Source organism: Streptomyces sp. NPDC015130 (assembly GCF_043080005.1).
In the GTDB taxonomy this organism is placed as follows: Bacteria; Actinomycetota; Actinomycetes; order Streptomycetales; family Streptomycetaceae; genus Streptomyces.
Map to the genome: position 1 here is coordinate 27,146 of NZ_JBIBVC010000015.1, position 19,711 is coordinate 46,856.

The 19,711-nt window shown below is 73.9% G+C and carries 15 protein-coding genes; 6 read left to right on the forward strand and 9 right to left on the reverse strand.

The window, feature by feature from the left end:
• Positions 1–136: 136 nt before the first annotated feature.
• The gene (locus ACF08F_RS27395) at positions 137–1,255 is read left to right on the forward strand and encodes a DUF2637 domain-containing protein (protein ID WP_392301173.1); all 1,119 of its coding nucleotides are present in this window, start codon (positions 137–139) and stop codon (positions 1,253–1,255) included.
• Positions 1,256–1,321: 66 nt separating this feature from the next.
• Here ACF08F_RS27395 and ACF08F_RS27400 read toward each other — a convergent pair whose 3' ends face one another.
• The 4 genes from ACF08F_RS27400 to ACF08F_RS27415 all read right to left on the reverse strand — a co-directional run bounded on the left by ACF08F_RS27400 (position 1,322) and on the right by ACF08F_RS27415 (position 8,938).
• Positions 1,322–1,726: an ATP-binding protein gene (locus ACF08F_RS27400; RefSeq protein ID WP_392301321.1), complete on the reverse strand. Its 405-nt coding sequence runs from the start codon at positions 1,724–1,726 to the stop codon at positions 1,322–1,324.
• 67 nt (positions 1,727–1,793) lie between these two features.
• Positions 1,794–3,536: a pyruvate dehydrogenase gene (locus ACF08F_RS27405; RefSeq protein ID WP_392301174.1), complete on the reverse strand. Its 1,743-nt coding sequence runs from the start codon at positions 3,534–3,536 to the stop codon at positions 1,794–1,796.
• 27 nt (positions 3,537–3,563) lie between these two features.
• Positions 3,564–5,054, reverse strand: coding sequence for a protein phosphatase 2C domain-containing protein (locus ACF08F_RS27410; protein WP_392301175.1), 1,491 nt, complete (start codon positions 5,052–5,054; stop codon positions 3,564–3,566).
• A gap of 122 nt (positions 5,055–5,176) precedes the next feature.
• A complete protein-coding gene (locus ACF08F_RS27415; RefSeq protein ID WP_392301176.1) occupies positions 5,177–8,938 on the reverse strand; it encodes a S8 family serine peptidase in 3,762 nt (1,253 codons plus the stop codon).
• A gap of 232 nt (positions 8,939–9,170) precedes the next feature.
• Here ACF08F_RS27415 and ACF08F_RS27420 point away from each other — a divergent pair, with 232 nt between their 5' ends.
• Complete coding sequence (locus ACF08F_RS27420) at positions 9,171–10,154, forward strand: helix-turn-helix domain-containing protein (RefSeq protein ID WP_392301177.1); 984 nt, start codon at positions 9,171–9,173, stop codon at positions 10,152–10,154.
• 85 nt (positions 10,155–10,239) lie between these two features.
• On the opposite strand, the gene ACF08F_RS27425 is transcribed toward ACF08F_RS27420, so the two are convergent.
• Positions 10,240–11,388 carry a hypothetical protein gene (locus ACF08F_RS27425; RefSeq protein ID WP_392301178.1) on the reverse strand — a complete coding sequence of 383 codons (1,149 nt, stop codon included), beginning with the start codon at positions 11,386–11,388 and terminating at the stop codon, positions 10,240–10,242.
• 151 nt (positions 11,389–11,539) lie between these two features.
• On the opposite strand from ACF08F_RS27425, the gene ACF08F_RS27430 reads away from it, so the two are divergent.
• Together ACF08F_RS27430 and ACF08F_RS27435 are read left to right on the forward strand one after the other, a co-directional pair.
• Positions 11,540–12,022: a DUF456 domain-containing protein gene (locus tag ACF08F_RS27430; RefSeq protein WP_392301179.1), complete on the forward strand. Its 483-nt coding sequence runs from the start codon at positions 11,540–11,542 to the stop codon at positions 12,020–12,022.
• A gap of 75 nt (positions 12,023–12,097) precedes the next feature.
• Complete coding sequence (locus ACF08F_RS27435) at positions 12,098–12,496, forward strand: PPOX class F420-dependent oxidoreductase (RefSeq protein WP_392301180.1); 399 nt, start codon at positions 12,098–12,100, stop codon at positions 12,494–12,496.
• Here ACF08F_RS27435 and ACF08F_RS27440 read toward each other — a convergent pair.
• Both ACF08F_RS27440 and rsgA read right to left on the reverse strand, forming a co-directional pair.
• The gene (locus tag ACF08F_RS27440) at positions 12,429–13,823 is read right to left on the reverse strand and encodes a DNA-3-methyladenine glycosylase 2 family protein (protein ID WP_392301181.1); all 1,395 of its coding nucleotides are present in this window, start codon (positions 13,821–13,823) and stop codon (positions 12,429–12,431) included. The genes ACF08F_RS27435 and ACF08F_RS27440 overlap by 68 nt on opposite strands.
• Before the next feature lie 143 nt (positions 13,824–13,966).
• The gene (gene rsgA, locus ACF08F_RS27445) at positions 13,967–15,088 is read right to left on the reverse strand and encodes a ribosome small subunit-dependent GTPase A (RefSeq protein WP_392301182.1); all 1,122 of its coding nucleotides are present in this window, start codon (positions 15,086–15,088) and stop codon (positions 13,967–13,969) included.
• A 301-nt stretch (positions 15,089–15,389) separates the two neighbouring features.
• On the opposite strand from rsgA, the gene ACF08F_RS27450 reads away from it, so the two are divergent.
• Positions 15,390–15,812 (forward strand): VOC family protein, encoded by a 423-nt coding sequence (locus tag ACF08F_RS27450; RefSeq protein WP_392301183.1) that lies wholly within the window; start codon positions 15,390–15,392, stop codon positions 15,810–15,812.
• Here the strand turns inward: ACF08F_RS27450 and ACF08F_RS27455 are convergent.
• Both ACF08F_RS27455 and ACF08F_RS27460 read right to left on the reverse strand, forming a co-directional pair.
• Entirely contained in the window at positions 15,740–16,588 is an 849-nt protein-coding gene (locus ACF08F_RS27455) for a helix-turn-helix domain-containing protein (RefSeq protein ID WP_392301184.1), read from the reverse strand. The two genes, ACF08F_RS27450 and ACF08F_RS27455, sit on opposite strands and share 73 nt — an antisense overlap.
• A 32-nt stretch (positions 16,589–16,620) precedes the next feature.
• Positions 16,621–17,745 (reverse strand): YihY/virulence factor BrkB family protein, encoded by a 1,125-nt coding sequence (locus tag ACF08F_RS27460; RefSeq protein WP_392301185.1) that lies wholly within the window; start codon positions 17,743–17,745, stop codon positions 16,621–16,623.
• 17 nt (positions 17,746–17,762) lie between these two features.
• Between ACF08F_RS27460 and ACF08F_RS27465 the strand changes: the two genes are divergently transcribed.
• Positions 17,763–19,418 (forward strand): acyl-CoA dehydrogenase family protein, encoded by a 1,656-nt coding sequence (locus ACF08F_RS27465; RefSeq protein ID WP_392301186.1) that lies wholly within the window; start codon positions 17,763–17,765, stop codon positions 19,416–19,418.
• Positions 19,419–19,711: the final 293 nt, after the last annotated feature.

Below are 19,711 nucleotides of genomic sequence, written 5' to 3' on the forward strand. Positions count from 1 at the left end.
GTGTTCGACCAGATCGCACCTATTCGTATGCCCTGGGACCCCGATGGCGTGCTCTTGCCCCGAAACCGCTTGAGCACCGCACGGGGTCGGCCAGTATGGGCCGCCAAACGCCCTACTGCGATGCAAGGGACACCGCATGAGACTGACCGACATATCGCTGGACTGGCTGCTTCCGGGCGGCGTGATGGTGGCCGGGGTCCTGACGGCGGTGGCGGTGCTCGCGCGCGGGAAGCGCGCCGGTGACCAGGCCGCGGCCGAGGACTCCTGGGAGCGCAGCGAGGAGCGCCGCAGACGCAAGGAGGCGGTGTACGGAACGGCTTCCTACGTCCTGCTCTTCTGCTGCGCCGCGGTCGCCGCGGCGCTCTCCTTCCACGGACTCGTCGGCTTCGGCCGCCAGAACCTCAGCCTCACCGGGGGCTGGGAGTACCTCGTCCCCTTCGGCCTCGACGGCGCCGCCATGTTCTGCTCGGTCCTCGCCGTCCGCGAGGCCAGCCACGGTGACGCGGCGCTCGGCTCGCGGCTCCTCGTCTGGCTGTTCGCCGGAGCGGCCGCCTGGTTCAACTGGGTGCACGCCCCCAGGGGCCTGGGCCACGACGGGGCACCGCAGTTCTTCGCGGGCATGTCCCTCTCGGCGGCGGTCCTCTTCGACCGGGCGCTGAAGCAGACCCGCCGGGCCGCGCTCCGCGAGCAGGGCCTGGTGCCCCGCCCGCTGCCGCAGATCCGGATCGTCCGGTGGCTGCGCGCGCCCCGGGAGACCTTCGCGGCCTGGTCGCTGATGCTCCTGGAGAACGTCCGGACGCTGGACGAGGCCGTCGACGAGGTGCGCGAGGACCGGCGGGAGAAGGAGCAGAACCGGATCCGCCGGCGCGACCAGGTCAAGCTCGACCGGGCACGGCTCAAGGCCATCAACCGCCAGCACCGCGCCTTCGGGCTCGGCCGCGGCGGCGCCCGTCAGGTCGAGATGGCGGCCCTGGGCGCCGCGGCGGGCGCCGGTGCGGGCCCGGGTTCCGGATCGGCTGCGGGCTCCGGCTCCGCGACGACGACCGTGCAGGCCGCCGTCGCGGAGCCCGCCATACCGGATCCGGGACAACTGCCGCTTCGACCCCGGCCCTCCCTGCAGGCCGTGCGGGGCGCTGACTCCCGCACCACGGACTCCCGGACGGTGGACCTCACCGCCGAGGACGACACCCAGGCGCTGCCCCGGCTCGACTCCCTGGAGCGCAAGCTCAAGGACCTGGAGCAGCAGTTCGGCTGAACCACCCTTCCGTGGAAGCCGGGCCCGGCCTCCGCGGAAGCACCCGGAACACGGCGGGGCCGCCTCTCAGGCGGCCCCGCCGTTCAGTTCGAACCACACCACTTTGCCCACCCCGTGCTCCTCGACCCCCCAGGAGTCGGCCAGCGCCTGGACGAGGACGAGCCCTCTGCCGTGCGTACCGTCGTCGGCGGGCGGTACGTGCGGCCGGTCGAGCCCCGGGACGAAGTCGCGCACCTCGACCCTCAGTTGCTCGGGGACGACCGTCGCGGTCACGACGGCCCCGTGCTCGGTGTGGACCAGGGCGTTGGTCACCAGCTCGCTGGTGAGCAGTTCGGCCACGTCGGAGGCGCCCGGCCCGCCCCATTTCCGGAGCATCTCCCGTAAGGCGTGCCGCACCTCCGGCACCGCGGTGAGATCCTCGCATCCCACCTTCCTGAGCAGTTGAGTCGGCTGTCGTGCCTCCCCGGCCATAACCCCCACCCACACGTCGTCGAACAGGCTCACGGGATGCATGCCCCACGGAGCCGCCCGCATTCCCTCAGGGCCGGGGGACGTTGCGCAGGTTGGAGCGGGCCATCTGCAGCATGCGTCCCACCCCGCCGTCCAGGACGATCTTGCTGGCCGAGAGGGCGAAGCCGGTGACCATCTCGCTGCTGATCTTGGGCGGGATGGAGAGGGCGTTGGGGTCGGTGACGACGTCCACGAGGGCCGGGCCCCGATGTCTGAAGGCGTCCTTGAGCGCGCTCGCGAGCTGCTTCGGCTTCTCCACGCGGACGCCGTAGGCCCCGGCGGCGCGCGCGATGGCAGCGAAGTCCGGGTTCTTGTTCGTCGTCCCGTACGAGGGGAGGCCGGCGACCAGCATCTCCAACTCGACCATGCCGAGGGAGGAGTTGTTGAAGACGACGACCTTCACCGGGAGGTCGTACTGGACGAGGGTGAGGAAGTCACCCATGAGCATGGAGAATCCGCCGTCGCCGGAGAGCGAAACGACCTGCCGGTTACGGTCGGTGAACTGCGCGCCGATGGCCTGCGGCAGCGCGTTCGCCATCGAGCCGTGGCTGAACGAACCGATGATCCTGCGCCGTCCGTTCGGCGTGAGGTAGCGGGCCGCCCAGACGTTGCACATCCCGGTGTCCACGGTGAACACGGCGTCCCCGTCGGCCAGTTCGTCGATCACGGAGGCGACGTACTCGGGGTGGATGGGGACGTGCTTCTCGACCTTGCGCGTATAGGCCTTCACGACGCCTTCGAGCGCGTCGGCGTGCTTCTTCAGCATCTTGTCGAGGAAGCGGCGGTCGTTCTTGGCGCGGACGCGCGGGACGACGCAGCGCAGGGTCTCGCGGACGTCCCCCCAGATCGCGAGGTCGAGCCGGGAGCGTCGGCCGAGGCGCTCGGGGCGGACGTCCACCTGGACGATCTTCACGTCGTCGGGCAGGAAGGCGTTGTACGGGAAGTCCGTGCCGAGCAGGATCAGCAGGTCGCACTCGTGGGTGGCCTCGTAGGCGGCGCCGTAGCCGAGCAGCCCGCTCATCCCGACATCGAAGGGATTGTCGTACTGGATCCACTCCTTGCCGCGCAGGGCGTGGCCGACCGGTGCCTTGAGCCGCTCGGCGAACTGCATCACCTCGGCGTGCGCGCCCGCGGTGCCGCTGCCGCAGAAGAGCGTCACCCGGTCGGCGGCGTCGATCATCCGGACGAGCGCGTCGATCTCGACGTCGCCCGGCCGGACGGTGGGGCGGGAGGTGACGAGCGCGGTCTCCGCCGACTTGTCGGGGGCGGGCAGGGAGGCGATGTCGCCGGGCAGCGAGACGACGCTGACGCCGCTGCGGCCGACGGCGTGCTGGATCGCCGTGTGGAGCAGCCGGGGCATCTGCTTCGGGTGGGAGATGAGCTCGCTGTAGTGGCTGCACTCGCGGAAGAGCTGGTCGGGGTGGGTCTCCTGGAAGTAGCCGAGGCCGATCTCGCCGGAGGGGATGTGCGAGGCGAGGGCCAGGACCGGGGCCATGGAACGGTGGGCGTCGTACAGGCCGTTGATCAGGTGCAGGTTGCCCGGGCCGCAGGAGCCCGCGCAGGCGGCGAGGCTGCCGGTGATCTGGGCCTCGGCGCCGGCGGCGAAGGCCGCGACCTCCTCGTGCCGCACCTGGACCCAGTCGAGCGCGGGGGTGCGGCGGATGGCGTCGACGACCGGGTTCAGGCTGTCGCCGACGACGCCGTACAGACGCTTCACGCCCGCGCGCACGAGGATGTCGACGAACTGTTCTGCGACGTTCTGTTTGGCCATGGCTCCATCAACACACGGCCCGGGGCGTTACGCCTCCCAGACGGCCACCCCCGTGCGGTCGTCGGCGTACCCCGTCACCCTCAGCTGGGTGTCGGCGAGGAAGGCGGCGAGACCGGGCGGCTCCTGGTCGGCCCAGCGGGTGGCGAGCTCCCGGGCGAGGGCGGGTTCGCCGCGCATCGGCTCGGCGAGGCCGGGCGAGGCGAGGAGCAGGGTGTCCCCGGGGCGGGCGACGGAGGCCCGGAAGCGGAACGGCTCGGCGGGCGGCGGGACGGGCTCCTCGACGAGCGGGCCCGGCGGGGTCGTGACGCCGAGGTTCATGGTGAGCCGGTCGCCCTCCTCGGTCTCGGCCGCGTCCTTCGGCGAGGGCGGTGAGCCGAAGCCGAGGACGGGGGCGCCGGTGACGGCGGCGGGCTCGGGCAGGAGCGGTTCGATGTCCTGCCAGGAGCCGTCGCGGAGCCGGAAGAGGCCGCCGCCGCCGATCCCGAAGAAGACACGCGTGCGGCAATCGGGGTCGGCGGGGACGAGGAGGCAGCGGAGGGTCGCGGTGTACTCGTCGGGGGCGAGGCCGCGGTCGGCGGCGCGGGCGCGCAGCTTGCCGTACGTCCGGTCGGTGAGCCGGTGCAGTCCGGACTTGAGGTCGCCGCGGCGGCCGGTCCTGATGTCCTCCGAGAGCCTGGCGTGGCTGCGGCCCACGGCCTCGGCGATCCACCGGCAGGCGTCGGCGGCGGCGAGGTGGGCGTCCTCGGCGGCGCGGGATCCCGCGGCCACGGCGACGAGGACGAGCGCGGCCTCGTCGTGGCCGAAGCGGGCGGTCAGGAGGGCGTCGCGGCGGGGTTCGCCGCGGTAGCGGGCGGAGTCGCCGCGTACGGAGGCGGCCCGCAGGGTGCAGGTGCCGTACCGGGCGCCGTCGAGGACGGTGTCGGCGACCAGTTCGTCGAGCTCGCCGGGGCGGGCGACGGGGAGCGCGGTGGGCTCGGGCTCGTACGTCGGCGGTCTGCTGCCGACGAACCCGGCGGCCCGGGGGCGTGGCACGGGCACCTGGACGGTGAGATCGGTGTCCGGACGGACCTCGGGGGCCTGCCCCCCGCCGGTCTCCGGACCGGCCTCGGGACCGGCCTCGGGCGGTGGGTCCGGCACCGGCACCTGGACGGTGGGTGTCTCGGCCGGCGGGGCGACCGGGGGCGGGGCCGGGGCGGGAGGCGGGGGCCCGGGGAAGGAGCGCGGGCCCTGCTCGGGGGCCTCCCAGGGTGCCCTGTCGGACGGGACGGCCCGAGGGTCCGGCGCCGGCTCCGGCGCCGGCTCCGGCTCCGGGTACTCGTAAGGGTCCCGGTCCGCCTTCGGACGAGGGTCCGATGCCGTCTTCGGCTTCAGGGCCGGGTCCGGGCCCGGCGGGCCCGTGGTGGCGCGGGGCGCCGTGGCGAAGTGGTCGTCGAGCGATTCACCCGGGACCGTCGGGGCCGTGTCCGGCGCCGACTCGTCGTAGAGCTTGTCCCACCAGTTGTCCCCCTGCTGAGTCATGCCCTTATTGTCCACCGCGCACGGCACCCGAAAACGGACATCAGGAAAACCGTTGCTGCGAATGAGTGATCCGCCGGGCGGCCCCACCCCCCACGGGAAGGACGCCCGGCGGACCGTCGTGATCAGCGCACGTCGTAAGCGCGGACCACGGTCTGGGTGACGGAGTTGCCGTTGGCGTCCGTCAGTTCGGTCCTCAGGGTGACGGGTTCACCGGACGCGCCCGTGTGGTTCACGGTCGCGGTCCACTGACCGCCCTGCTGAGAGACCCGCGCTTCCGTCCAGGTCGTGCCCTCGTCGTAGGAGTACGAGAGCCTGGCCGAGGTGAGCGCTGCGGGGGTGTAGCCCGCGTGACCCGTCGCGGTGAGGCCGATCTGCTGGCCGTCGGTCGCGGCGAGGGTCTTGAGTCCGTCCTCCGGAAGGTCGTACCGGGGGAAGAGAATCGGGATGCCCTGAGAATAGACGCTCTCGTCAAGCTTGGAGGTGAATTCCCACTTCGAATTGACGGAGGTGGAGCGGGCCCACACCTTGCTGCCGATCTTCATGGTGTTCTGTTCGAGCGTGTACGTCCCTGCTTCGGCGGGTACCTCGAACACCCCGAACGGCCAGCTGCTGGTGCCGAGGACCTCGCCGTCCCGGCTGAGGCTGACGTTGCCGATGTCACCGAAGGAGCCGGGCACGGCGTGGTGGGTGCCGTCGCCCCACATGGCGTCGGCGAAGCCGATCAGGTTGCCCTGGCGCTCGGCGACGAGGACGGGGGCGCCGGCCGTGTCGCGCGGGGCGGTGGGGGCGAGGACGCCTTCGTACCAGTTCTCGGTGCGCTTCTCGCCCGGGGTGTAGGCGTGCGGGGTGCCGACCATGATCTCCCCGAACGGGAAGCTGCTGCCGACCATCGGCTCCCAGGTGGTGTCACCGGCCGACCAGTACTCGGTGCGGCTGCCGGGCGCGGGGACGGTCTCCAAGGAGCCGAAGCCGACGCGGACGCCGTCCGGGCGGCGCGCCGCCGGGAAGTCCACGAAGTCGGTGGCGATGCCCGCCGACCCGTAGGTGGAGTCCGTACGGCCGAGCTCGCGGTCGCGGACGCGGTAGTCCTTGTCGTCGCGGATCGCGCCGGTCTCGGGGAAGGCGAGGCTGTAGACGTACGGGCTCTTCGCCGTGGCCTGCCAGGCGAGGGTGACCTCGCCGGCCGCCAGCTTGCCCAGGAGGGCGGTCGCCTCCGCGGCCGGGACGGAGAGGACGGGCAGGCCGAGGCCGGTGAAGCCTCCGGTCGGGTACCAGCGGCCGGGGGCCGCGCGGTGGGCGAGGACGGCGACGGCGCCGGCGGCCTTGGCGTTGCGGGCGAGGGTGCCCGCGGCGGTGGAGTCGTCCGGCAGCCGGACGAGGGCTACGCGGCCCTGGACCCCGGCGGCCTTCAGTTCGTCCGGGGTGCCGGTTCCGGCGTCGACGAGGCGGGCGGAGCCGGTGCCGTCGAGGTTGTCGGAGGCGATGGATCCGGTGAGCGGGTGCAGGGTCAGGCCGTCGGTGGTGCGCAGGGAGGTGATCTGCGGGGCGGCGGCGCGCCAGTAGCTGCCGAACTCGAAGTCGCCCTCTTCGGCGCGGCCTTCGACCGAGGCGTAGTAGCCGCGGATGGTGCGCGGCCCGGAGGCGGTGCCGGCGTGCAGCCAGAAGTCGTCCCAGGAACGGGAGAACGCGAGGGTGGCGCCGCGGAGTTCGGCGGCCTTGTCGGTCCTCACCGACAGCTTGTGCGCCTTGCGGGCGTCGAGGACGACGGTGGTGTCCTTCTTCAGCTCCACCTGCGGGCGGCCGAGGTAGCTGAGCGAGTCGTTCAGCGTGGCTCCCTCACCGGCGTCGGGCGTGGCGACGAAGGAGGAGAGGAAGTAGCTGCCGGGGCGCAGGCGGTAGACCTGGTCGGCGGCGCCGTCGTTGAAGCGGCGCTCGCCACTGGCGACGTCGGTGCCGATGACGTCGAGGGAGGACGCGCCGTCGGCGGCCCTGCCCTGACGGTCGATCAGCTTGACGCGGAGGGTGACGGTCTCGGGCTCGACGTAGAGCGAGAAGGGCGTCGAGACGTGGACGCCGCCGGGGCCGGTGGCGAGGACGCGGCCGGTGACGTCGCCGTACTGGGCGCGGTCGAGGCGGGCGGCGGGGTCGAGTTCCAGTGGGACCTGGACGGTGGCGCCGGCCGGGACGGTGACGGTGCGCTTGCCGAGGCGGGCGACCGAACTCCGCACGCGGGAGCCGTCGTTGCCGGCGACCTTGTCGACGGCGAGGTTCAGGGTGACGGGGGCGTCGGAGGTGTTGGTGTACGGGACGGAGACCGTGGTGCGGTCGGTCCTGTCCTGCGGCCAGTCGAACGTGCCGCCCTGGACCGCGGGGGCGCCGAGGACGGTCTGGTCGACGGCCGCCTTGACGTCGAGGCGGCCGCCGCCGACCTCGCGGACGTCTCCGGGGAGATCGCTCTCGGCGGAGGATACGAGGGCGGCCTTGATCTGCTGGGCGGTCCAGTCGGGGTGGCGCTGCTTGACGACGGCGGCGGCGCCCGCGACGTGCGGGGTGGCCATCGACGTACCGGACATGGACTGGTAGGCGTACACGCCCCGGCCGCCGGCCGCGGCGGCGGAGATGGCGACGCCGGGCGCGGCCATCTCCGGCTTCAGGGTGTGGTTGACGATGGTCGGGCCGCGGCTGGAGAAGTACGCGGTGGAGTCGTCGCGGTCGGTGGCCCCGACGGTCAGGACGCTCGGCGCGCAGCCGGGCGAGGAGACCGTGTTGAGGGTCGGGCCCGAGTTTCCGGCGGCGATGACGAACAACGTGCCCTTGTTCCGGGCGAGTTCCTCGGCGGCGACGCTCATCGGGTCGGTGCAGTCGGTGGGTACGGGGCTGCCGAGGCTCATGGAGACGACGTCGGCGCCCTGGGCGACGGCCCACTCCATGCCCGCGATGATCCAGGAGGCGGCGCCGGAGCCCGAGTCGTTGAGGACCTTGCCGTTGAGGAGGTCGGCGCCGGGGGCGACGCCCTTGTTCCTGCCGTCGCTCGCCGCGCCGGAGCCGCCGACGGTCGAGAGGGTGTGGGTGCCGTGGCCCTGTCGGTCGTCGGCGGTCTCGGAGTCGGTGAAGTTCTCCGAGGCGGTGACGCGGCCCTTGAGGTCGGGGTGCTCGGTGTCGGCGCCGGTGTCGAGGACGGCGACCTTGGTGCCGGTGCCGTCGTAGCCTGCGGCCCAGGCCTCGGGGGCGTGGACCTGCTTCGTCGACTGCTCCAGGGTGGCCTGGACCTTGCGGTCGAGCCAGAGCTTCTCGATGCCGGCGGCGGAGCGGGCCCGCGGGGTGTTCACGTCGGCCCAGAAGGTGGCGGCCTGCTTCTTGTCGGCCTTGAGCGCGACGCCGTCGACGGTCCTGAGGACCTGGCCGCGCTCGGCGCCGCGCGGGGCGGCGGGGGCGGAGCGGGCGAGGTCGGAGCCGTAGACCGCGATGAGGGGCAGGGTGGTGGTGGAGGCGTCGTCGTAGCCCTGGCGGACGAGGCCGGTGACGTTGAAGAGCTCCTCGTCGACGCGGCCGGCGGCGAGCGCGTCGGTGGCGTCCTCGGGGTAGACGTACAGGTCCTGGCCGGAGCGGCGGGTCTGGACGAGGGGGACGGTGCCGTCCTCGCGGGGCAGCGCCGTGGCCGCCGGGTTCCCGTCGGCGTCGCGGGTGACCAGGACGCGGTCCCCGGTGACCAGGGTCACCGTGGCGGTCCGGTCCCCGGCGCGGGCCGAGGCCTCGCTGCCGACCAGCGGTCGCTTGCCGGCCGTGCCGTCCTGCGGCTCATTCGCCACGGACGGCGCGACCGCGGTGACGGCCAGGACCGCGGCGGTCGCCGCCCCCAGGGCCGTACGCGAAATCGGGCGCATCGCTCTCCCCATCTGATTCCGGAAAAAGGGCACAAGGCACCCTTCTCCGGAGGCTGTTGGTGCTGCGGTGGCGCCACATTGGCAGAGGTGAGGGCGGTACAGGGATGATGGGCAAGGCGGGAATACGCCGTGGCCGTTTCCCGCCAGGTCACCAACGGAACGAATGCCTCCGGTGCAGGTCCCGGGAAGATCCGGGGCTCCCGTCGGAGGTACGGCGAGGGGTGGGGCAAGCATGCTGGGAGCGATTGGGCTCGACGAACGCCAGGAGTCCGCCTACCGCGCCCTGGTCGCGCTGGGCGCGGCCGAGGTCACCGATCTCGCGCACCGGCTCGCCCTGCCCGAGCGGGACACCGAGCGGGCGCTGCGCCGGCTGGAGTCGCAGGGGCTCGCCGCGCAGTCCTCGGCCAGGACCGGACGCTGGGTGGCCGCGCCGCCGGGTGTGGCCCTGGGCGCGCTGCTGACCCAGCAGCGGCACGAGCTGGAGCAGGCGGAGCTGGCGGCGGCGCTGCTGGCGGAGGAGTACCGGGCGGAAGCGGCGGAGGAGGCCGTCCACGACCTGGTGGAGGTGGTGACGGGCGCGAGCGCGGTCACCCACCGCTTCCTCCAGCTCCAGCTGGGTGCTCAGGAGGAGGTCTGCGCGCTGGTGACGGGCAAGCCGATCGCGGTCTCCGGCATGGAGAACGACGCGGAGGAGCAGGCGGCCGGGCGGGGCGTGCGCTACCGGGTGGTGATCGAGCGAGAGGTGCTCGGCCTCCCGTCCGGGCTGCTGGAGCTCTCGGCGGCGCTCAGCCGCGAGGAGCGCATACGGGTCGCGGACCGGGTCCCCACCAAGCTGGTGGTGGCCGACCGCTCACTGGCCATGGTGCCGCTGACCGGACGGGGCGCGGAGCCCGCGGCGATCGTCGTCCACGCGAGCGGGCTCCTCGAATCGCTGATGGGCCTCTTCGAGTCGGTGTGGCGGGAGGCCCTGCCGCTGCGGCTCGGGGCGGGCGCCCAGATCACCGAGGACGAGGCCCCGGGCCCCGATGTGATGGACCTGGAGATCCTGTCGCTGCTCCTCGCCGGCATGACGGACGCGAGCGTGGCCAAGCAGCTGGACCTGGGCCTGCGGACGGTCCAGCGCCGCGTGAAGGGCCTGATGGAGCTGACCGGCGTGACGACCCGCCTCCAGCTGGGCTGGCACGCGTACGAGAAGGGCTGGGTGGCCCGCGGCTAGGGCGTGTTGGGCCGGGGCCGGGGCCGGGGCCGGGGCCGGGGCCGGGGCCGGGGCCGGGGCCGGGGCCGGGGCCGGGGGCTTCGCCTCAGCGTCCTCGCCGGTCGTCGCGGAACGCGCGCAGGCGCGGATGACGGACGGCGGGCAGGCCGACCAGGGTGTCCTCGAAGGCGTCCCGGTCGGCCGTCAGCAGGCGCGGGGGGCGCCGCGGGACGGGGTAGTCGTCGCGCAGGACGCCCTCCGGGAGCACCCCGGTCGCGGGCAGCGGCGAGGTCTCGCCCGGGTGGGCGAGGTACGCCCAGACCCCGCTGTCCAGCGGGACCACGGCCCCGTCGTCGCCGGGCGGGCGCCAGGGCGCACCCGTGCGGGGGTGGCGGGGGACGAGGAGGACGTCGGGACGGGGCCGGGGCGTACGGATCCCGGGCCCGGCGAGCCCGACGGACCAGACCGCGAGCCCGGATTCGGGCCCGGTCCCGGGCTCTGCTTCGGGACCGGCTTCGAGCCCGGCTTCAGGCTCTGACTCGGGCCCGGCATCGAGCCCGGCATCGAGCCCGAGCCCGGCCGGGACACACCGGTCGACCGCGTGGCCGAGCAGCTCGGTGACCCGGCCCGCGGGGAGGGTCACCGGGCGGTTGCCGGTGACCGCCACGAGGTGGGCCAGTGCGACGCCGACCGCCGACCGCCAGCGGCGGCTCCACGACCCGTCGGGTTCGACGGGCGGGACCCGGTGCTCGGCGCGCACCAGGTCGTCCCAGCCGGGCGGCGGACCGGCCGGGAGCCCCGAGGGCCGGCGTACGACCGCGTCGGGCTCCAGCCACACCGTCTGCCACATCCCGCAGTCGTCCCGGCGGGTCGCCACGGCCCGCCCGCAGCCCTCGCACGCGAGGTTGGGGCCGTCCCGGCCGTCCACGCCCCGGCAGTAGCCCGCGCACTTCTCGGGGATCAGGGCCAGGGAACGGGAGTCGCCGGGGGCGATCACGATCCTGTTCCGCGCGCCGTACGAGACGGAGTACACCTGCGCGTACACGCCCTGCCGGGCGGCCTCGTCCTCGCCGACCTCCTCCCACCGCCGCCAGGGAGGTCCGGTGGGCCGGGGGTCGACGGCGTACGTCGCGGGCTCCATCAGCGGGGGGTGGAGTTCCTCCCACGCCCCGTGGTGGGTGTGGTCGGGGAGGGCGACCCGGGACACCGGCGCCGTCAGCTCCGTGCCGCACCCGGCACACACGAACACGTCCACACACATACTCCCTCGCCCCGTTTCCTCAGGATTGTGCCTCGGCGGGTCCGGGTGATCCACTCGGTTTCCCTCCCCGGCTCCGAGGGCCCTCCGACCCCCGTACGGGTCGTGCGACCTGCGGGGACGCGGGTTCTGGGGGACGCTGGGCAGCGTGGGTGTGTGGCAGCTCCTGATGGTCGCGACGGTGATGCTGCTCGGTGTGTTCGGGGTGCTGGCCCCCGGCGTGCCGGGAACGTGGCTGGTGTGGGCCGCGATGCTCTGGTGGTCGTTGCACGAGCGGTCGGACCTCGCCTGGATCCTGCTGGCCTCCTCGACCGGTCTGCTGCTCCTCACGCAGGTGGTCGTCTGGCAGCTCCCGCCGCGTCGGTTCCGGGGTGTCGGCATCACCCGGCGGATGATCGTGTACGCGGGTGTGGGGGCGGTCGTGGGCTTCGTCCTGGTCCCGGTCCTCGGTGCGATCCCGGGCTTCGTCGGAGGGGTCTACCTCTCGGAACGGCTCCGCCTCGGCGGCCACGGCCAGGCCAGGGCGGCGACCCGGACGTTCATGCGGGCGGCCGGTACGAGTGTCCTCGTCGAGCTCTTCGCGTGCCTGCTGATCGTGGGGGCGTGGGCGGGCGCGGTGATCTGGGGCTGAGCCCGGGCCGGAAGGGGGAGGCGGGGCGGGACCTGTTCCCGAGCCTCCGGGGCCGCCGCGGGGGATGCTGGGGCCATGAGGGATTTCGAGGGCTTCAGCGCGGCCGAACGCGGCTATCTCACCGGGGGGCGGCAGCTCGCCAGGATGGCCACCGTCGACCCGTCCGGTCAGCCGCAGGTCAATCCGGTGGGCTTCTTCCCGCAGGAGGACGGCACCGTCCTCGTCGGCGGGCTCGCGATGGGCCGTACGAAGAAGTGGCGCAATCTGCGAAAGAACCCGAAGGTGGCGCTGGTCGTCGACGACCTCGTGAGCGCGCGTCCCTGGCGGGTGCGGGGTGTCGAGATCCGGGGCGAGGCGGAGCTGCTCGTCGGCCCGCACGCGCTGGGCCCGCACTTCAGCGAGGAGGTCATCCGGATCCATCCGCGCCGGATCCACAGCTGGGGCCTTGAGGAGTCACCGGGAGCGGTGTCCTGAGGTAGCGGGCGGCGTAGGAGCGCCAGGGGCGCCACTCCTCCGCGTCCGGACCGTCGGCCGGGGGTACGTCCGGGTCGCCGAGCGCCCGCATCCGGATGAGGGCGGCGGACTCGGGCCCGACCCCGGGGACGGCGAGCAGCGCGCGCTCGGCCTCGTCGCGGTCGGCGCCGGGGTCGAGGCGTACGGCTCCGTCGGCGAGCGCGCGGGCCAGTGGGCCCGCGACGGGGTGGCCGGTCAGCTCGGCCGGGGCCGGGAAGAGGTGGGTGAGGCCGCCGCAGGCGGTGGTCAGGGGCGTGCCGTGCTCCTCGACGGCCCGGGCCGACTCCGCGGGCCCGAGGAGGGTCCGCAGGGCGAACTCCTCCGGGTCCGCCGTCCCCGGGGACCGTACGCCGGGCCGGGCCGTCACCTGGGCGGCGAGCCCGGGGTCGGCGCCGAGCCGCTCGGCGACCGCGTACGGGTCGGCGTCGAGGTCGAAGAGCCGGCGCAGCCGGTGCACGGCGGTGGTCAGGTCGCGCAGCTCGGTGAGGTGGATGCGGGCGTCGAGCCAGCGGCCGGCGGAGCGCTCGTCGACGGAGACGATCCCGGTGCCGTACGGGAGGCGGAGCGTGCGCCGGTAGGTGCGGGTGCCGGGGGCGCCCGCGACTTCCTCGACGCGGGGCAGGGCCTCGGCGGCGAGCAGGTCGAAGACTTCCCCCGCGGCGTACGGCCCCCGGTGGGCGAGCCGCAGCGGGACCCCGGCGGCGAGCGCGGTCCGGCCGGCGGCGCCGCTCCCTGCCTCGGCCCGCAGGGCGGTGGGGGTGCGGGCGTAGACGGCGCGGACGGTCTCGTTGAACTGGCGGACGCTGGCGAAGCCGGCCGCGAAGGCGATCTCGGTGACGGGCAGGTCCGTCGTCTGGAGCAGCAGCCGCGCGGTGTGCGCCCGCTGGGCGCGGGCGAGGGCCACGGGTCCGGCGCCGAGCTCGGCGGTGAGCTGGCGCTGCACCTGCCGGGTGCTGTAGCCGAGGCGGCCCGCGAGGCCGGGCACGCCCTCGCGGTCGACGACCCCGTCGCCGATCATGCGCATGGCGCGGCCGACGACGTCGGCCCGTACGTCCCAGGCGGCGGAGCCGGGCACGGCGTCCGGCCGACAGCGGCGGCAGGCGCGGAAGCCGTGGCCCTGGGCGGCGGCGGCCGTGGGGAAGAACGAGACGTTCCGCCGCTTCGGGGTGACGGCCGGGCAGCTGGGCCGGCAGTAGATGCCGGTGGTGCGGACGGCGAAGAAGAACTCTCCGTCGAACCGCGCGTCCCTGCTGCTGACCGCTTCGTAGCGGGTGTCGTCGTCGGTCATGTCCCCCAGTGTGCGGGACCCGGCGGGGACGGGACTCGCGGATTTCGGACATGGCGCCGGGACCCGGGAGCAGCTGCTCTCCCGGGCCCCGGCTCACAGGTTCGGTCCGTCGGTGGGTCCGACGGATCAGGGCCGGACGGGCCTCAGCGGACGCGTCCGCGCTTGGCCTCCATGGCCGCGCGCCCCTCCGCGCCCTTGCGCTTCCAGTCCTTGAGGATCTCGGAGCGCAGGCGGGCGTCGGTCTTGGCGACGATCCGCTGGTTCTCGCGGAGCAGCTTGCGGTAGCTCTCCAGTCGGCGCACGGGCAGTGAGCCGTCCTCGATCGCCGCCGCGACCGCGCAGCCGGGCTCCGACTCGTGGGCGCAGTCGTGGAAGCGGCAGTCCCCCGCCAGTTCCTCGATCTCGGCGAAGACCTGGCCGACGCCGGTCTCGGCGTCCCAGAGGCCGACGCCGCGCAGCCCGGGGGTGTCGATGAGGACGCCCCCGCCCGGCAGGACGAAGAGGTTGCGGGTGGTCGTGGTGTGCCGGCCCTTGCCGTCGACGTCCCGGGCGGCCTGGACGGTCATCACGTCCGTGCCGACGAGCGCGTTGGCCAGGGTCGACTTGCCGGCGCCGGAGACGCCGAGCAGGACGGTCGTGCCGCCGGCGATCACCGCGGACAGCACGTCGAGGCCCTCCCCCGTCTCGGAGCTGAGGGGCACGACCTGGACGCCGGGGGCGACGGTCTCCACGTCCTGGACGAGGTAGGACAGCCCGACGGGGTCGGGCACGAGGTCCGCCTTGCTGAGGACGATCGTGGGCTGCGCGCCGGACTCCCAGGCCAGGGCGAGGAAGCGCTCGATGCGGCCCAGGTCGAGCTCGACGGCGAGCGAGACGGTGATGACCGCGTGGTCGACGTTGGCCGCGAGGATCTGTCCCTCGGACCGCTGGGAGGAGGTGGAGCGCGCGAAGGCGGTACGGCGCGGCAGCAGCGTCCGTACGTAGCGGGGGTCGCTGACGCCCTCGGGGTCGACGGCGGCCCAGTCGCCGGTGCAGACGACCCGGAGCGGGTCGTGCGGGGTCACGAACGCCGTGTCGGCGCGCACGATCCCCTCGGGGGTGGCGACGTCGCACTGTCCTCGGTCGACCCGGACGACCCGGCCCGGGAGCAGTCCCTGGGCGGCGTACGGGGCGAACGTCTCGGCCCAGCCGGCGTCCCAGCCGTGGGCGTCGAGCAGCGAGGAGGAGAGAGAGGAAGAAGACGGAACGGAGGAACCGAGAGACAAGGGGGACCCTTCACAGGGGCGGCCCCGGCGCCGAAGGACGGAAGTGAGGTCAGCCGGTGGCCGCGGAGGTGGTGTGGACGAACATCCGCGTGTGGGCGAGGCCCTTCGTGACGACAGCCATCGGTCACACCTCCTGTGTCTTTCGCGATCTTGTACGGGAAACACCCTAGCGGGGGCCTCCGGAGAGGCGCCACGGGTTTTTCCTCGGCGGGTTCCGGGAGGCTTCCGAGCCCCGGACGGTCGGCGTGCGCGTCCGTTTCGTTCAAGACGGCACCGCCCCCCGGGACCTAGCGTGCGGAGCATGAACACAGCGCCTCGCCCCACGCCCCGCCTCGACCTCGTCGGCATCGTCGTCTCGGACATGGCCGCCTCGCTCGCCTTCTACCGCCGTCTCGGCCTGGACGTCCCGGCCGGGGCGGAGACCGCCCCGCACGTGGAGGCGGTCCTGCCCGGCGGGCTGCGCGTCGCCTGGGACACGGAGGAGACCGTCCGCTCCTTCGATCCCTCCTGGCGGCGCCCCGAGGGCGGGAACCGGATCGAGCTCGCCTTCCGGTGCGCGAGTCCGGAGGACGTGGACGCGGTGTACGAGGAGCTGGTGGGCCTGGGCCACGGTGAGCACCTCAAGCCCTGGGACGCCGTCTGGGGCCAGCGTTACGCGGTGGTCCTGGACCCGGACGGCAACGGGGTGTCCCTGTTCGCCGACGCGCCGACGGACGCCTCGTAGGCGCTCAGCGTCATGCCGGCCAGGGCCCGCGTCTCGCGGGCGAGGTGGGCCTGGTCGGCGCAGCCCGCGCGGAGGGCGGCCTCGGCGTACGGCAGGCCGGCCCTGACCAGGGCCAGGGCGCGCTGGAGCCGGAGGATCCGGGCGAGCACCTTGGGTCCGTAACCGAAGGCCTCCAGGGAGCGCCGGTGCAGCTGCCGGGCGCCGAGTCCGACCGCGTCGGCGGTCTCGGCGACCGGGCGGCCCGCGTCCAGACGGGCGACGACGGCCCGCAGCAGCGGGTCGGGCGCGGGGGCGGCGGCCGCCGTGCGCAGGGCCAGGGCCTCCAGGGCCGCGCCCGGGTCGGGCGCCTCCGCGATCCGCTCGCCGAGCCGCCGCGCCTCGGCCTCGCCCCAGAGGGCGCCGAGGGCGACCCGCCGGTCGCGCAGCTCGCGGGCCGGTACGCCGAGGATCGCCGGCGCCTCTCCGGGGGCGAAGCGGATGCCCGCGTACCGGTTGACGGTCTCCTCCGACACGTACGCCCGGGTGTCGGGCCCGGCGACGAGGAGCACGCCGTCGGCCCAGATCAGGTCCATGCAGCCGTCGGGCAGGATCGGCCGCACGGGACGGTCCGGGGCCTCGGGGCTGCTGGAGGCTTCGGGGCCGGCGGAGGCTTCGGGGCCGGCGGAGGCTTCGGGTCCGGCGGGGCGGCCCGCGACCCCGGGGCCGCCGGGGGTCTCCGGCAGCGTCCTCGTCCACAGGACGGCTCCGTCGAGCAGGGACGGCCGTTCCTCGTACATCCTCCGAGCCTACGACCGGCCGGGGCGGTACCTCATTCCTTCTCCCACCCCGAGTGGATGCGCGACTTCACGTCGTCCGGGGGCAGGAACTTGGACCAGCGCTCGGGGAACTCGGAGGGCATGTCCGGGTCGTCCTCGTCGACGTCCTCCGCCTCCGCGCGGACGCGGGCGACCAGCTCGGCCGCCTGGACGGCACGGGCCCGTTCGTTGGCCTCGCGGGCCGCGGCGGTGGCGACCGAGGGCCAGACGCGGTCGATCGCGGCGTTCACGGCGGCCCCGACGAGGACGGCGAAGGCGGAGATGCCGATCCAGAGGAGGACGGCGATGGGCGCGGCGAGGGAGCCGTAGATGGTCGGCCCCTCGACCTGGCTGGTCAGGTAGATCCGCAGCAGGAAGCTGCCGAGGACCCACATGCCGAGCGCGACGAGGGCGCCCGGGATGTCCTCGATCCACGGCGATCTGACGGGTACGGACACGTGGTAGAGCGTCGTGAGGAAGGCGACGGAGAGCAGGATGACGGCCGGCCAGTACAGGACGGCGACGACTTCCGTGCCCCAGGGCACCAGTTCGACGACGCGGTCGGGACCGACGACCGCGAGGGGCAGGACGACGGCTCCGATGATCAGGGCCACGATGTAGAGCAGGAAGGCCAGGAGCCGGGTCTTGACGATGCCGCGGTGCCCGTCGAGCCCGTACATGACGGTGATGGTGTCGATGAAGACGTTCACCGCGCGCGAGCCGGACCAGAGCGCGATGGCGAAGCCGAGGGAGACGAGTTCGGGCCGTTTCCCCTGGGTGACGTCGTCGAGGAGCGGCTTGGCGATGTCGTGGACGCCCCGGTCGGAGAGGACCGTTCCGGCGGCGCGGAGGATGTTCTCCTCGATGCTCGCGACGGTGTCGGTGTTGGTCCAGTCGTCGGCGTAGCCGAGGAGGGCGATCAGGCCGAGGAGCAGCGGCGGCAGCGACAGCAGCGTGAAGAACGCGGCCTCGGCGGCGAGGCCGAGGATCCGGTACTCGATGCACGAGTTGACGGTGTCCTTGAGGAGGAGCCAGACCATCTTCCGCTTGGAGACGTTGCGGTAGAGGACGCGCGCTCGGTGGAGCCTGCTCCAGGGCCGCCGCTCGGGCCGATCGGGTGTTTCGCTTGCTGCCTGCACCTGCTTACCGTATCGGCATGGCAGCGAGCACCCACACCGTGACCAACCAGGCTCCGCCCCTGGTGGGACACGACGTCTTCACGTGCGACCGGACGCTGGCGGAGGCGGTCGAGCGGCACCTCGCGCCCGAGGTGCTCGCGGAGGCCCGCGAGGAGCTGAGCCTGCTGGGCAGGGCCTCGGGATCCGAGCAGGTCAGGGAGTGGGGAGAGCTCGCGAACACGTACCCGCCGCGGCTGCGGACCCATGACCGCTACGGGAACCGGATCGACGACGTCGACTTCCATCCGGCCTGGCACCGGCTGCTCGGCAGGTCGGTGGGGGCCGGGCTCACGGACGCGTGGGGCCGTCCGGGTGGTCATGTGCGGCGTGCCGCCGGGCTCCTGGTGGTGTCCCAGGCGGAGGCGGGGCACGTCTGTCCGCTGTCGATGACGCACGCGTCGGTGCCGGCGCTGCGCGCCGAGCCGGAGCTCGCGGAGGTGTGGGTGCCGGCGGCGACCTCGCACGTGTACGAGCGGGAGCTGCGGCCCGTCGCCGAGAAGCCGGGGGCGCTGCTGGGGATGGCGCTGACGGAGAAGCAGGGCGGCAGCGACGTACGGGCGAACACGACGGTGGCGCGTCCGCTGGCGGCCGACGGGGAGTACGTCCTGACGGGGCACAAGTGGTTCTGCTCTGCGCCGATGTCCGACGCGTTCCTGGTCCTGGCGCAGGCTCCGGCGGGACTGACCTGCTTCCTGCTGCCGCGGGTCCTGCCCGACGGCTCGCGCAACGCGTTCGCGCTCCAGCGCCTGAAGGACAAGCTGGGCAACCGCTCGAACGCCTCCGCCGAGGTGGAGTTCGACGGGACGACCTGGGCGCGCCGGATCGGCGAGGAGGGGCGCGGGGTCCGGGCCGTCATCGGCATGGTGGCCGCGACACGCCTCGACTGTGTGATCGGCTCGGCGGCGCTGATGCGGCAGGCGGTGGCGCAGGCCGTGCACCACTGCGCGTACCGCGAGGCCTTCGGCGGGGTGCTGATCGAGAAGCCGCTCATGCGGAACGTCCTCGCCGACCTGGCCCTGGAGTCGGAGGCGGCGACGGTGCTGGGGATGCGGCTGGCGGCCGCGTACGACGCGGTGGACGCGGCCGGCGCCGACGCCGAGCGTGAGCGGGCCTTCCTCCGTATCGCCGTTCCGGTGGCGAAGTACTGGGTGACGAAGCGGTGCACGCCGGTGGTGGCGGAGGCCATGGAGTGCCTGGGCGGCAACGGGTACGTGGAGGAGTCCGGGCTCCCGCGGCTGCTGCGCGAGTCGCCGCTGAACTCGGTCTGGGAGGGCTCGGGCAACGTGCAGGCGCTCGACGTGCTGCGGGCACTGCGGACCGGGCCCGGGGCGTTCGACGCGTTCCTGCGCGAGGTGGGGGCGGCGCGGGGCGCGGACCACCGGCTCGACCGGGCGATCCGGGACCTGCTGGGCGAACTGGCCGACCTGGAGGGGATCGAGGCGCGGGCCCGGCGGCTCGTGGAGCGGATGGCGCTGGTGCTCCAGGGGGCGCTGCTCGTGCGGTGGGCGCCGCCGGAGGTGGCGGACGCGTACTGCGCGTCGCGGCTCGGCGGGGACGGCGGGGCGACGTTCGGGACGCTGCCGCACACGCTGGACCTGCGGGCGGTGGTGGAGCGTGCGCGGGTGACGGTCTGACAGGCCGTGGGACCCGCGAGCGTCGTGCGGGCCTCTTCGCCGCGTGCGGGACGTACGGGTCGCTTCGACGCGTGGTCCCGGGTCTCCTCGACGCGTCGTACCGGTCTCTTCACCGCGTCGTACCGGTCTCTTCGCCTCGTCCGACCGGTCTCTTCGCCGCGTCGGACCGGTTCTCCTCGGCGCGTCGGACCGGTTCTCCTCGGCGCGGCGTACGGCTCGCGCGGGCCCGAGTGTTGAGCCGCGCGCACCAGGGGTGGGCCCGTCGGGGCCGGCACGCGCGGAGAGCGGGGGTG

What these genes read in the sequence shown, in the direction of transcription:
- ACF08F_RS27395 (WP_392301173.1), top strand. Translation starts at nt 137, where the DNA reads ATGAGACTGACCGACATATCGCTGGACTGGCTGCTTCCGGGCGGCGTG.
- ACF08F_RS27400 (WP_392301321.1), bottom strand. Translation starts at nt 1,726, where the DNA reads ATGGCCGGGGAGGCACGACAGCCGACTCAACTGCTCAGGAAGGTGGGA.
- ACF08F_RS27405 (WP_392301174.1), bottom strand. Translation starts at nt 3,536, where the DNA reads ATGGCCAAACAGAACGTCGCAGAACAGTTCGTCGACATCCTCGTGCGC.
- ACF08F_RS27410 (WP_392301175.1), bottom strand. Translation starts at nt 5,054, where the DNA reads ATGACTCAGCAGGGGGACAACTGGTGGGACAAGCTCTACGACGAGTCG.
- ACF08F_RS27415 (WP_392301176.1), bottom strand. Translation starts at nt 8,938, where the DNA reads ATGCGCCCGATTTCGCGTACGGCCCTGGGGGCGGCGACCGCCGCGGTC.
- ACF08F_RS27420 (WP_392301177.1), top strand. Translation starts at nt 9,171, where the DNA reads ATGCTGGGAGCGATTGGGCTCGACGAACGCCAGGAGTCCGCCTACCGC.
- ACF08F_RS27435 (WP_392301180.1), top strand. Translation starts at nt 12,098, where the DNA reads ATGAGGGATTTCGAGGGCTTCAGCGCGGCCGAACGCGGCTATCTCACC.
- ACF08F_RS27440 (WP_392301181.1), bottom strand. Translation starts at nt 13,823, where the DNA reads ATGACCGACGACGACACCCGCTACGAAGCGGTCAGCAGCAGGGACGCG.
- ACF08F_RS27450 (WP_392301183.1), top strand. Translation starts at nt 15,390, where the DNA reads ATGAACACAGCGCCTCGCCCCACGCCCCGCCTCGACCTCGTCGGCATC.
- ACF08F_RS27455 (WP_392301184.1), bottom strand. Translation starts at nt 16,588, where the DNA reads ATGTACGAGGAACGGCCGTCCCTGCTCGACGGAGCCGTCCTGTGGACG.
- ACF08F_RS27465 (WP_392301186.1), top strand. Translation starts at nt 17,763, where the DNA reads ATGGCAGCGAGCACCCACACCGTGACCAACCAGGCTCCGCCCCTGGTG.